The organism is Pseudomonas sp. PGPPP1 (genome assembly GCF_002255865.1).
GTDB lineage: Bacteria > Pseudomonadota > Gammaproteobacteria > Pseudomonadales > Pseudomonadaceae > Aquipseudomonas > Aquipseudomonas cremoris.
This window is the reverse complement of the sequence record NZ_NKIG01000029.1, coordinates 13,004-25,549: the sequence shown is the minus strand read 5'-3', so window position 1 is coordinate 25,549 and position 12,546 is coordinate 13,004. Positions and strand designations below refer to the sequence as shown.

Below are 12,546 nucleotides of genomic sequence, written 5' to 3'. Positions count from 1 at the left end.
CTGTGGGCCCCCAGGCAATGCAGCGGCGCGGCTTTGCCCGTGTAATCAATCGCTAACTTCTGCGCTTCATGGGTTGAAGTTCCAGCAAAAGCCCTTATTTTAAACAGGCCCTCTCACAGCACCATGCCAGCATCGGGGAATAACGCCACTTTCCTCACCCACGAATCCGGGTAGAATGCGCGTTCGCATGCGGCCGTGAGGGCTGCTCGGGCCACTCACGGTGCGCCCTCCATCCCTATGTGTGGAAGAACCTGCCGATATGTTTGCGCCTTTGTTAAAGAAACTTTTTGGAAGCAAGAATGAGCGCGAAGTCAAACGCATGCTCAAGACGGTGCAGCTGGTCAATGCCTTCGAAGAGCAGATGGTTGCCCTGTCGGATGAGCAATTGCGCGCCAAGACCCAAGAGTTCAAGGCCCGCATAGCCAAAGGTGAAACCCTCGACAAGCTGCTTCCCGAAGCCTTTGCGGTCGCCCGTGAAGCCGGCAAGCGTGTCATGGGCATGCGCCACTTCGACGTTCAGTTGATCGGCGGCATGACCTTGCATGAAGGCATGATTGCCGAAATGCGTACCGGTGAAGGCAAGACCCTGGTGGCAACCCTGGGTGTTTACCTCAACGCACTGTCCGGCAAGGGCGTGCACGTTGTGACGGTGAACGACTACCTGGCCCGCCGGGACGCCAACTGGATGCGCCCGCTCTACGAATACCTCGGCCTGACTGTCGGCGTGGTAACGCCGTTCCAGCCGCCGGAAGAGAAACGCGCCGCCTACGCTTGCGACATTACCTACGGCACCAACAACGAATTCGGTTTCGACTACCTGCGCGACAACATGGCGTTCAGCATGGATGAAAAATTCCAGCGCGAACTCAACTTTGCCGTGATCGACGAAGTCGACTCCATCCTCATCGACGAGGCCCGTACCCCACTGATCATCTCCGGCCAGGCCGAAGACAGCTCGCGCCTGTACACCGAGATCAACAAGTTGATCCCGCGCCTGGAGCAGCACATCGAAGAAGTGGAAGGCGTGGTGACCAAAGAAGGTCACTTCACCATCGACGAGAAGACCCGCCAGGTCGAGCTCAACGAATCCGGTCACCAGTTCGTCGAAGACATGCTGACCCAGATCGGCTTGCTGGCCGAAGGCGAGAGCCTGTACTCGGCGCATAACCTGGGCCTGCTGACTCACGTCTACGCTGGCCTGCGTGCCCACAAGCTGTTCCATCGCAACGTTGAATACATCGTGCAGGACGGCCAAGTGGTGCTGGTTGACGAACACACCGGCCGTACCATGCCGGGTCGTCGTCTGTCCGAAGGCCTGCACCAGGCCATCGAAGCCAAGGAAGTGCTCAACATCCAGGCCGAAAGCCAGACGTTGGCATCCACCACCTTCCAGAACTACTTCCGTCTGTACAACAAACTGTCCGGCATGACCGGTACGGCCGACACCGAAGCGTTCGAATTCCACCAGATCTACAGCCTGGCCGTGATGGTGATCCCACCGAACAAGCCGCTGGCCCGTAAAGACTTCAACGACCTGGTGTTCCTGACGGCCGAAGAGAAGTACGCGGCAATCATCAACGACATCAAGGACGGCATGGCCCAGGGTCGTCCGATCCTGGTGGGTACCGCCACCATCGAGACCTCCGAGCACGTATCGAACCTGCTCAACAAGGAAGGCATCGAGCACAAGGTCCTCAACGCCAAGTTCCACGAAAAAGAAGCCGAGATCATCGCCCAGGCCGGTCGCCCAGGTGCACTGACCATCGCCACCAACATGGCCGGTCGTGGTACCGACATCCTGTTGGGCGGTAACTGGGAAGTGGAAGTTGCTTCCCTGGACAACCCGACTCCTGAGCAGATCGCCCAGATCAAGGCTGACTGGCAGAAACGCCATCAAGCCGTGCTGGAATCCGGCGGCTTGCAGGTGATCGCGTCCGAACGTCACGAATCGCGCCGTATCGACAACCAGTTGCGTGGTCGTGCCGGTCGTCAGGGTGACGCCGGTTCCAGCCGCTTCTACCTGTCTCTGGAAGATAGCCTGATGCGTATCTTTGCCTCGGACCGCGTGAAGAACTTCATGAAGGCCCTGGGCATGCAGTCCGGCGAAGCGATTGAGCACCGCATGGTGACCAACGCCATCGAGAAGGCACAGCGCAAGGTTGAAGGCCGTAACTTCGACATTCGTAAGCAACTGCTGGAGTTCGATGACGTCAACAACGAACAGCGTAAAGTGATCTATCACATGCGTAACACGTTGTTGGCCGCTGACAACATTGGCGAGACCATTGCTGATTTCCGTCAGGACGTGCTTAACGCCACCGTCAGCGCACATATCCCGCCACAATCCCTGCCTGAGCAGTGGGATGTAGCCGGTCTGGAAGCGGCGTTGAAGAGCGACTTCGGTGTGGACTTGCCGGTTCAGCAGTGGCTGGACGAAGACGACCACCTGTACGAAGAAACCCTTCGCGAAAAACTGATGGCCGAATTGCTGGCCGCGTACAACGAGAAAGAAGAGCAAGCGAGTGCCGAAGCGCTGCGCACCTTCGAGAAGCAAATCGTACTGCGCGTGCTGGACGACCTGTGGAAAGACCACCTGTCGACCATGGACCACCTGCGTCACGGTATCCATCTGCGTGGCTACGCCCAGAAGAACCCGAAGCAAGAGTACAAGCGCGAGTCGTTCACGCTGTTCTCCGAGCTGTTGGATTCGATCAAGCGCGATTCGATTCGCGTGCTGTCCCACGTTCAGGTGCGTCGCGAAGACCCGATCGAGGAAGAGGCTCGCCTGCGTCAGGAAGCCGAGGCACTGGCTGCGCGCATGCAGTTCCAGCACGACGAAGCACCAGGTCTGGAAGCTCCGGAAGTATTGGGCGAAGAGGTCGATGTGGCCTTGGCTCAGACGCCGGTTCGCAATGACCAGAAGCTGGGCCGCAACGAACTGTGCTGGTGCGGTTCGGGCAAGAAGTTCAAACACTGCCACGGCGAAATCAACTAAGATTTTTGCCTGACGCTGCAACACCCCGCGCCGCGACCGGCCTTTGCCGTCGCGGCGTTTTGCCATTAATTTCACCGTCGATCACGACGGCACAGACATCATCTAATTGTTGAGGAGCGCATTCATGGCTGTTGGTCTTGGTCCTTTGCCCACATTGCACCCGGTTGCCGGTTTTGAACTCGGTATCGCTTCGGCCGGCATCAAGCGCCCAGGGCGCAAGGATGTGGTGGTGATGCGCTGTGCCGAAGGCTCGACCGTCGCCGGTGTGTTCACCCTCAACGCGTTTTGCGCAGCGCCGGTGATCCTGGCCAAGCAACGCGTTGCCGGCAACATCCGTTACCTGCTGACCAACACTGGCAACGCCAACGCTGGCACCGGCGAGCCAGGCCTGGTGGCGGCTGCGCGTACCTGCGCCAAGCTGGCCCAACTGACCGGCGTGGATGCCAGCCAAGTGCTGCCGTACTCCACCGGTGTGATCGGTGAGCCGCTGCCCGTCGAGAAGATCGAAGGCGCACTGCAAGCCGCGCTGGATGATCTGTCTGTGGATAACTGGGCCGCCGCAGCCACCGGCATCATGACCACTGACACCCTGCCAAAAGGCGCAAGCCGCCAGTTCGTGCACGAAGGCGTGACCGTCACCGTGACCGGCATCAGCAAGGGCGCGGGCATGATCCGCCCGAACATGGCCACCATGCTCGGCTACATCGCCACCGACGCAAAAGTTTCCCGTGACGTGCTGCACAGCCTGATCCTGGACGGCGCCAACAAGTCGTTCAACCGCATCACCATCGATGGCGACACCTCGACCAACGACTGCTGCATGCTGATCGCTACCGGCCAGGCCAACCTGCCGGAAATCACGTCGGCCAGCGGTCCGTTGTTTGCGGCGTTGAAGCAGGCCGTGTTCGAAGTGTGCATGGACGTGGCCCAGGCCATCGTGCGTGATGGTGAAGGCGCTACCAAGTTCGTCACTGTTGAAGTCAACGGCGGTGGCAACCACCAGGAATGCCTGGACGTGGGTTACACCGTTGCGCACTCGCCGCTGATCAAGACCGCGCTGTTTGCCTCCGACCCGAACTGGGGCCGCATTCTTGCCGCCGTGGGCCGTGCCGGTGTGCCAGACCTGGACGTGAGCAAGATCGACGTGTTCCTTGGTGATGTGTGCATCGCCAGCCGTGGCGCGCGTGCCGAGACCTACACCGAAGCCCAAGGCTCGGCGGTCATGCAGCAGGAAGAAATCACCATCCGTATCGAGTTGGGCCGCGGTGAGTGCAGCGAAACCATCTGGACCACTGACCTGTCCCACGAGTACGTGAAGATCAACGCGGAATACCGTACCTGATAGCGAAGAGGATAAGCGCGGTGAAACGAGTGCATGTAGCAGCAGCGGTGATCCGCGGTGTCGACGGCAGGATTCTGCTGGCGCGCCGTGCCGATACCCAGCATCAGGGCGGCTTCTGGGAGTTTCCTGGTGGCAAGGTGGAGGCCGACGAGTCGGTCGCCACCGCGCTGTCCCGCGAATTGCAGGAAGAGCTGGGCATTCAGGTCACCACGGCGCGACCGTTGATCAAGGTGCAGCATGACTACCCGGACAAACAGGTGTTGCTGGATGTCTGGGAGGTTTCGGCGTTTACCGGCGAGCCCCATGGCGCCGAAGGACAACCGTTGGAATGGGTGGCCCCTCGGGACCTGCTCAACTATGAATTTCCGGCGGCCAATGCCCCTATCGTTGCCGCTGCGCGCTTGCCTGCCGAGTACCTGATTACGCCGGGCGAACTGGAAACCCCGACGTTGTTGCGCGGTATCCAGAAAGCCATTGCCGGTGGCATCAAGCTGGTTCAACTGCGTGCGCCAAACGGTTACGACCCCAAGTACCGTGACCTGGCGGTGGACGCGGTTGGCCTGTGTGCCGGCAAGGCCCAGTTGATGCTCAAGGGGCCGTTCGAATGGCTGGGGGATTTTCCTTCGGCCGGCTGGCACATGACCTCGGCGCAGTTGCGCAAATATGCGAGTAAAGGTCGGCCGCTGCCCAAGGATCGTTGGTTAGCGGCGTCATGCCACAACGCCGAGGAGCTGGCGCTGGCAGAATTGATGGACGTGGATTTCGTCACGCTGTCGCCGGTGCAGCCGACCCAGACTCACCCGGATGCGCAGCCTTTGGGCTGGGAGCAGGCGGCGCAGTTGATCAGTGGGTTCAGTAAACCGGTGTTTCTGCTGGGTGGGGTTGGGCCGGCTGAGCGGGAGAAGGCTTGGGAGGCTGGGGCTCAGGGTGTAGCGGGGATTCGGGCGTTTTGGCCTGAGGTCTGAAGTTGTTTTGACTGGCCTCTTCGCGAGCAAGCCCGCTCCCACATTTTGAATGTGTTCACAAATCAAAATGTGGGAGCGGGCTTGCTCGCGAAGGCGTCAGATCAGGCACTGCATAATCAATGGGGCTTGGCAGCCGCCTGCCACAACACTTCTGCAACACCTTGGCGCTTGGCGATCACCCGCGCCGCCACAAACAGCAAATCCGACAAGCGATTGATATACGCCAAGCCAACCCCTTCCAACGGCTCCACCGCATTCAACTGCTGACAGCGTCGCTCTGCACTGCGCGCCAGGCTGCGGCATACGTGGGCCTGGGCAATCAACGCCGAGCCACCGGGCAGGATGAAGTTCTCCAGCGGCCCCACTTCTTCATTCCAGCGGTCAATCGCCGCTTCCAGCCGGTCCACCTCGGCTGCGTTCAGCGCTTTGTATACCGGCATCGCCAGCTCGCCGCCTAAATCAAACAATCGATGCTGGCAGGGCGTGAGCACTTCAATCACATCTTTCAATTCAGGGTGCTGGCCGCTCTGTTCTTCCAGATTGGCCAGTAACAACCCCAACTGGCTGTTCAGCGTATCGACTTCGCCAATCGCCTCCACCCGCGGGTGGTCCTTGGGCACACGGCGCCCGTCGCCGAGGCCGGTTTCACCCTTGTCGCCGGTGCGGGTGTAGATCTTCGACAGGCGAAAGCCCATGGTCATTGCTCCAGTTGGGTGAGTTCGTAAGGTGGCAGTTGGCTTCCTGCCAAGGGCAGGCGTAGCGTGAAGCAGGTGCCTTGGCCGAGGGTGGAGTGCACTTCCATCTGGCCCTTGTGGTTGTTGGTGATGATGAAGTACGACACCGATAGCCCCAAGCCCGTGCCCTGGCCGATTTCCTTGGTGGTGAAGAAGGGCTCGAAGGTGCGTTTGCGCACGTTTTCACTCATGCCGATGCCGTTGTCTTCCACCTGGATCTCGGCCCACGGCGGGTTGAGGCGCGTGCGCAGGATGATGCGCCCGGGCTCGCTGTCGTCTTCGCGCAGGTGAATGGCCTGGGCGGCGTTTTTCAGCAGGTTGAGCAGCACCTGTTCCAGCTCGTTGGCGGTGCCTGGCACCGGTCCCAGTTGAGGGTCGAACTGGCGAATGATCGCCTGGCCCTTGAAGTCGAAACCGATGGCCAGGTCGAAGTCGTTACCGGCGATTTCCACAGCCTGGTCGATCAACGCTGGCAAGTCGCAGGGGGCCATCTGCCGGTTGCTGCGGCGGCTGAAGCTGAGCATGTGGGTGACTATCTTCGCTGCCCGTGCCCCGGCCTGTTGAATGCCGTCCAGCAGTTGCGGGACTTCGCGGCTTTGCAGGTAACGGTTGACGGTTTCCAGCTCGATGCCAGCCTGTTCGGCGTGTTCCAGGTTCTTCGGCAAGTCGGGCGACAGGCGGCGTCGGATGTTCTGCACGTTATGCAGGATCGCGCCCAGCGGGTTGTTGATCTCGTGGGCCATGCCAGCGGCAAGCCCGCCCACCGAGAGCATTTTCTCCGACTGCACCATCATTTCTTCCAGGGACAGGCGCTGGGTGATGTCATCGATCCGGATCACCACGCCGCGCCCGGCACCGCCCATCAGCGGGTAAAACGTCAGGGCGTAATGCTTGGGTTCGTCGTCTTTGGTCCAGGTGACGCGCTCAATGCGTTCCACGGTGTGTTGCTCTACGGTGGCGCGGATCTGCGGCAGGTAAGGCTTGAGCGGCTGGAACGCCAGGTAGATCGGCTGGTTCAAGGCTTCGTCCAGGCGAGTGCCGGAGAGCGCGCTGGCTTCCTGGTTCCATTGGGTAACGTAGAGCTGTTCATCCAGGGCGATCAGCGCCGAGGGCATCGAGTCGATGATGCTGTTCAGGTAGTTCTGGAAACCGGTGAGTTTTTTCTCGATCTTGCTGCGTACCTGGACCTCCAGTTCCAACTTGCGGTTGGTGTGGCGTGTCTCTTCGGCCAAGCCCTGGGCTTGATCGTACGCCGCCTGGGAGTCATCCCGTGCGCGCTTGAGCTGCTGCTCGCGGGCTTCGATGCGCGACAGCATGGTGTTGAAGGCTTCGGCCAGGCTGCCGATTTCATCGTGGTTGCCACGGCCGGCGCGCAAGGCATAGTTCTCTTCGCGGGTGACTTGGCGTGACAGCTCTTCCAGCTCATGGATGGGCCGGGTGATCAGACGCTTGATCTGGCGGGCGATGATCAGCCACAGCAACACGCTGAAGATCAGGATGCCCAGGCTGGCGGTCAACGTGCCGGTATAGAACGCCACCGGCAACTCACTGCTGGCAACCAGTAGCAGGTGCCCGGACGGTTGGCCCGCGCGGGGGAGGGTGATGACCTGGTTGCTGCGAAATTCGGTTAGACGCCAGGCTTCGATATGCCGGTAGTTGTCGGGCAGGTGCAGGCGGTCACCGTGTTGCATCTGCGCCAGGCGGTTGCCTTCACCGTCATACAAGGCGGCGGCGCGCAATGGCGAATAGCTGGTCAGTTCATTGAGCAGTGCGTCGGCTTTGGCCGGCGACTCGAGCGCTTCGACGGCAAGGGCCGGGTTGGACACCAGGCGCCCGATGGCCTGCAAGGCCTGGGGGGCCATGCTTTCCTGGGATATCCAGTAGGCGGCGCTGATAAAAGTGAGGTTGGCCACCAGCAATACGGTGGTCAACAACACCAGCAGGGCGGCCAGCAGTTTCTGCCCTACCGGTAGATTTTCAAGACGCTGGCGCAGCGGCATCAGGGTTTTCCCAGGTGATAGACAGGCGGGCAGGGTAGCGCGTGGCTCAGTCGCGGGGCAATCCGCGTGCAAGCAACTGGTCGACCAGGCGGATGTGCAGCTGTTGCAAATGCGGCAGGTTCAACTGGTGACGAGCCGCCGCCTGGCAAGCATAGCCCAATAGGTAGCTGATTTCGGTGCGTCGGGCGTTGGCCACGTCCTGGTACATCGAGGAGTAATTCGCGGCAGTGGCGTGGATCACGCGTTCTACTTCGTGCTGCAGGTCCACGGCGGCGGCGGGTTGGCCGCAACACTCCAGGAGTTCGGCGAGTTCGGCGCACAGGGTGGCGACTTCGCATTGATGGGACTGCAGTTCGCCGTTGCGGCATTGATACAGCACGGTCAGCGGGTTGATCGCGCAATTGAGCGCCAGCTTGCGCCACAGGCGCGTCAGGATATCGGTACTCCATTCGTGTGGGATACCGGCGGCTTCCAGGTCGTCCAGCCACAATGGCGGCGTAGGATGGCTCGCGTCCCCCAGCCAGGTGTAGCCATGGCCTGCAAAGACTACGCGCCAATCGCCGTCGCGAAATGCACCCTCGGTACTGGACGCATAGATGCAGCGAGCCTGGGGCAGTTGTGCGGCCACCGCGTCCTGGCTGCCAAGGCCGTTTTGCAGCAGGATCAGTTCGGCGTCTGGCGCCAATCGGTGTTGCAGTTGTGCGACCGCGTTTTCGGCGTCGTAGGCTTTGCACGCCACCAGCAGGCGGTGGATTGGCTGCGGGCTGTGGGGCGTTTCGCCGATTACCGGGTAGGTGTGCGCCACACCATGCTCCACCAGCGTCAGGCCTTGTGCCGCCTGATAACTGGCCAGGCGTGCCTCATCGCGCAGAATCAACCGCACGGGCACGCCGGCACGGGCCAGGCGCGCAGCCCAGAGTGTGCCCAGGCTGCCTGCGCCGAGAATGTGCCAGGTGGTCGACATCAGTTTGTGCTCCGTAAGGCTGCCCGCAGTGAACGGGACGAAAGAACCGCTATAATGCCTCGGCATTTTAGCTCGGGCGCGCTCCATCTCTACTGAGCCCGCCCCTTATATTGGAGAAATGACATGCCTTCGTTCGACGTGGTATCCGAACTGGACAAACACGAAGTCACCAACGCCGTCGAGAACGCCGTCAAGGAACTGGACCGTCGCTATGACTTGAAAGGCAAGGGCAGCTTCGAATTCAAGGAAAAGGAACTGACCGTCAACCTGACCGCTGAAGCCGATTTCCAGCTGGAAGCGATGATCGAGATACTCAAGCTGTCGCTGGTCAAGCGCAAGATCGACGCGCAGTGCCTTGAAATCAAGGACGCCTACGCTTCGGGCAAGCTGATGAAGCAGGAAGCCGTGCTCAAGGAAGGCATCGACAAGGAGCTGGCGAAGAAAATCGTCGCCCATATCAAGGATGCCAAGCTGAAAGTCCAGGCGGCCATCCAGGGTGAGCAGGTTCGGGTTACCGGCAAGAAGCGTGATGACCTGCAAGAGGCGATTGCTGCCTTGCGTGCCAAGACCTTCGATATGCCGCTGCAGTTCAATAACTTCCGCGACTGATGGCCATTTGGGGAACCTGAGCACGTTTTTGACGTCCCACGCCCCAGAGCCTGCGCCAGCGATTGAGCCCTACGGGGCTCAATTGCATTTTTGGGCACTAGAAAATACCGAACATCCGCTCGACAGGAGAATGTAGATGGATTTGAACGCTGAAGTGGATCACTTGATCACGACCTCACAGTCTTGGATCCCGATGATCATGGAATATGGCAGCCGGTTTTTGCTGGCCATCCTGACGCTGGCCATTGGTTGGTGGCTGATCAACGTATTGACCCACCGCGTGGGGCGTTTGCTGGCTCTGCGTAATGCGGACCTGGCGCTGCAGCACTTCATCACCAGCCTGGCGAACATCGCGTTGAAAGTCATGCTGGTGGTCAACGTGGCCTCGATGATCGGCGTGGCAACCACCTCGTTCGTTGCCGCAATCGGCGCCGCCACCTTGGCCATCGGCTTGGCGTTGCAAGGCAGCCTGGCGAATTTCGCGGGTGGTGTACTGATTCTGTTGTTCCGCCCGTTCCGCATCGGTGATTGGATCGAGGCTCAAGGCACGTCGGGTACGGTCGACAGCATCCAGATCTTCCACACCGTTTTGCGCACCGGCGACAACAAGACGGTGATCATTCCGAACGGCAGCCTGTCCAACGGCCTCATCACCAACACCAACCGCCAACCCACCCGCAAGGTGGTGTTTGACGTAGGCGTGGACTACGAGGCCGACCTGCAGAAAGCCCGTGAAGTATTGCTGGAGCTGGCAAAGGATCCACGTGTACTGGCTGACCCGGCACCTGCGGCGGTAGTTTCGACGCTGGGCGACAGCTCTATTACTGTTTCCCTGCGTTGCTGGACCAAGACACCGGATTATTGGGACGTCGTGTTCATGCTCAATGAACTGGCGCGGGATCGTTTGAAAGCAGCGGGGATTGATATTCCATTTCCGCAGCGGGTTATTCGCGTAATGCAGGAAACAGCGGCGAAGTAGTCGACAGTAAACAGCGCCGAACTTGGCTGATGAGTCAGGTTCGGTGCAACGTGTTTAATGTCGTTAGTTAGCTTGCTAGTTATTTTTCGACTGAAACAATACTGAAATAAAAAAGCCGCCCCCTTGTTGCAAGGGGGCGGCTTTTTATTTAAGGCCTAAGCCTTAAGTCATCATTGTAATCAAACGATCAATTACAGGATGTTCAGCGGGTATTGCGCGATCAGACGCAGTTCGTCCAAGGAAGCCGAACCGTAGTAAACGCCGTCAGACGAACGATAGGTCGCTTGACGTACGCGCAGGCTCAGGTCTTTGGCTGGACCGCTCTGGATCACGTATTTGGCTTCGATGTCGCGTTCCCACTCTTTACCGTTGTTGGTAACGCCAGTATCAGCGCCGCTACCGGTAATGTAACGAGTCATGAAGCTCAGGCCAGGAACGCCAAAGGTCGCCATGTTGATGTCGTAGCGAGCCTGGAACGATTTCTCGCCTTCGGCGTTGAAGTCGGAACGAGCGACAGAGTTGGCCAGGAAGATCGTGCCGCCGCCGTCTACGCCGTAACCGTAGTCGCCGTCACCGCTAACCTTTTGTGCTGCCAGGGTGAAGGTGTGCGCGCCGATGGTGTACGCACCTTGCAAGCTGAATGCACGGTTGTCGAGCTTGGTGGTGTTGTCTTTTTCTGCGCGTTGCAGGCCTGCGCCGTCGCTCTTGGTGCTGTAGATGTTGAAGTCAACGGCCAAGGATTGGTCATCACTGAGCGCGTGGGTCCAGTTCACGTTGGCGTAGAGTTTTTTCCAGTAGTCTTCCACTTTGGAGTAGTAGAGGCTGGTGGTGAACTCTGGAGTCCAGGAATAAACGCCGCCGACGAAGTTCGCGTCTCGCAGCCCACGCTCCGTGATAGGTTCGTAGCTGGAGATACTGTCTTTGTAGGTGTGGTCCTGGGCAACGATCGAAGTGAAGTGACCCGCTTCAAGTTTCAGGTCTTTGATTTCGTTGCTGGTGATGGAGATGCCTTGCGGCAGTTCCGGCAGCAAGCGGCTGTCATCGGAGGCAAATACTGGGGCGGTGGTGTATTGATCACCCACCTTCAGCACGGTGTTGGAGATGCGGAATTTAACCGCAGCGCCGCCTTTGGAGTAATCGTCTTGTGCGCGACCATCTGAGCCATTAGGGAACAGACCGGTACCTGCACGGCCCTTGCCGCTGTCGAGTTTCAAGCCCAGGAGGCCGATAGCATCCACACCAACGCCAATGGTGCCTTGGGTAAAGCCCGACTGATAGAGGGCGTTAAAGCCCAGGCCGGTTTCTTCGGAGCGGCTCTTTCTCTTACCGTTGACGGTACCGTAACCGCTAGCGGGTTCGTTACGGATGTCACGGCTGAAATACAGCGCACGGGTATTGATACTGAAAGTGCTGTCGTCCACAAAACCCTTGGAATCATCCTGGGCGGACGCCATTGCGAACTGCGAGGTGCCTGCTGAAACAGCCAGGGCGATCATGCTCCACTTCATCACGCGCATCGTGATTTGCTCCTTTGGTTTTAGGAAGAGTACTGCCGTCCCACCTATATTTTTGTCTGGGCGGCTCTTTCTTTTTGTGTCGGCGCAAAGTTATATCACGCTGACAATATTGGCGATACTTGCCCAACTTTCCTTTCAGCTTCTTTACGAGCCAGTCGTAAATTGCTATGTCCATGTCGCAATTCCACAGCCTCACTGTAACGAGGCTGACAACTTCAATACTGTTTTAAACCATTAAAAGAGCACCTTGGGCATCACTTTCGAAGGTTTAAAATCTTCCTTGGCACGCATTGAACCGCTGTTGTTTTTCATCGCGAAACACCCGCTTCCGTTTAGGTGCCGTTGCCGACGATGTGGGGATGAATGCAACAAGCGCGCCCAAATCGGTAACCGAATGTCATTTTTTCGTGAAAACCGTTACGGTTTGATGAAAACCGCATA

9 protein-coding genes are annotated in these 12,546 nt (G+C 59.0%); 5 read left to right on the top strand and 4 right to left on the bottom strand.

The annotated features are described in order from the left end of the window. Positions 1–259 precede the first annotated feature (259 nt). The 3 genes from secA to CFE47_RS25190 all read left to right on the top strand — a co-directional run bounded on the left by secA (position 260) and on the right by CFE47_RS25190 (position 5,302). On the top strand, positions 260–2,995 hold the full coding sequence (gene secA / locus CFE47_RS25200; RefSeq protein WP_185708084.1) for a preprotein translocase subunit SecA: 2,736 nt from the start codon (positions 260–262) through the stop codon (positions 2,993–2,995). A 124-nt stretch (positions 2,996–3,119) separates the two neighbouring features. After that, entirely contained in the window at positions 3,120–4,337 is a 1,218-nt protein-coding gene (argJ, locus tag CFE47_RS25195; protein ID WP_185708083.1) for a bifunctional glutamate N-acetyltransferase/amino-acid acetyltransferase ArgJ, read from the top strand. Positions 4,338–4,357: 20 nt separating this feature from the next. Then, positions 4,358–5,302, top strand: a complete 945-nt coding sequence (locus tag CFE47_RS25190; protein WP_286841179.1) for a Nudix family hydrolase — start codon at positions 4,358–4,360, stop codon at positions 5,300–5,302. Positions 5,303–5,418: 116 nt separating this feature from the next. Here the strand turns inward: CFE47_RS25190 and CFE47_RS25185 are convergent, their stop codons facing one another. Genes CFE47_RS25185 through CFE47_RS25175 form a run of 3 tightly spaced genes read right to left on the bottom strand, consistent with a single transcriptional unit; the run spans position 5,419 to position 9,000 of the window. Further along, positions 5,419–5,997, bottom strand: a complete 579-nt coding sequence (locus CFE47_RS25185) for a cob(I)yrinic acid a,c-diamide adenosyltransferase (RefSeq protein WP_185708081.1) — start codon at positions 5,995–5,997, stop codon at positions 5,419–5,421. 2 nt (positions 5,998–5,999) lie between these two features. Next, entirely contained in the window at positions 6,000–8,036 is a 2,037-nt protein-coding gene (locus CFE47_RS25180; protein WP_286841177.1) for a sensor histidine kinase, read from the bottom strand. Positions 8,037–8,082: 46 nt separating this feature from the next. Continuing rightward, on the bottom strand, positions 8,083–9,000 hold the full coding sequence (locus tag CFE47_RS25175) for a putative 2-dehydropantoate 2-reductase (protein WP_286841175.1): 918 nt from the start codon (positions 8,998–9,000) through the stop codon (positions 8,083–8,085). Positions 9,001–9,123: 123 nt separating this feature from the next. On the opposite strand from CFE47_RS25175, the gene CFE47_RS25170 reads away from it, so the two are divergent. Beyond that, positions 9,124–9,609, top strand: a complete 486-nt coding sequence (locus tag CFE47_RS25170; protein WP_003175814.1) for a YajQ family cyclic di-GMP-binding protein — start codon at positions 9,124–9,126, stop codon at positions 9,607–9,609. Positions 9,610–9,745: 136 nt separating this feature from the next. Continuing rightward, positions 9,746–10,588: a mechanosensitive ion channel family protein gene (locus CFE47_RS25165; protein ID WP_185708078.1), complete on the top strand. Its 843-nt coding sequence runs from the start codon at positions 9,746–9,748 to the stop codon at positions 10,586–10,588. Positions 10,589–10,779: 191 nt separating this feature from the next. Here CFE47_RS25165 and CFE47_RS25160 read toward each other — a convergent pair whose 3' ends face one another. Then, positions 10,780–12,105 carry an OprD family porin gene (locus CFE47_RS25160; protein ID WP_286841172.1) on the bottom strand — a complete coding sequence of 442 codons (1,326 nt, stop codon included), beginning with the start codon at positions 12,103–12,105 and terminating at the stop codon, positions 10,780–10,782. Positions 12,106–12,546 lie beyond the last annotated feature (441 nt).

Coding starts and splice junctions, on each gene's coding strand:
- secA (WP_185708084.1), top strand. CDS start 260: ATGTTTGCGCCTTTGTTAAAGAAACTTTTTGGAAGCAAGAATGAGCGC.
- argJ (WP_185708083.1), top strand. CDS start 3,120: ATGGCTGTTGGTCTTGGTCCTTTGCCCACATTGCACCCGGTTGCCGGT.
- CFE47_RS25185 (WP_185708081.1), bottom strand. CDS start 5,997: ATGGGCTTTCGCCTGTCGAAGATCTACACCCGCACCGGCGACAAGGGT.
- CFE47_RS25180 (WP_286841177.1), bottom strand. CDS start 8,036: ATGCCGCTGCGCCAGCGTCTTGAAAATCTACCGGTAGGGCAGAAACTG.
- CFE47_RS25175 (WP_286841175.1), bottom strand. CDS start 9,000: ATGTCGACCACCTGGCACATTCTCGGCGCAGGCAGCCTGGGCACACTC.
- CFE47_RS25170 (WP_003175814.1), top strand. CDS start 9,124: ATGCCTTCGTTCGACGTGGTATCCGAACTGGACAAACACGAAGTCACC.
- CFE47_RS25165 (WP_185708078.1), top strand. CDS start 9,746: ATGGATTTGAACGCTGAAGTGGATCACTTGATCACGACCTCACAGTCT.
- CFE47_RS25160 (WP_286841172.1), bottom strand. CDS start 12,105: ATGCGCGTGATGAAGTGGAGCATGATCGCCCTGGCTGTTTCAGCAGGC.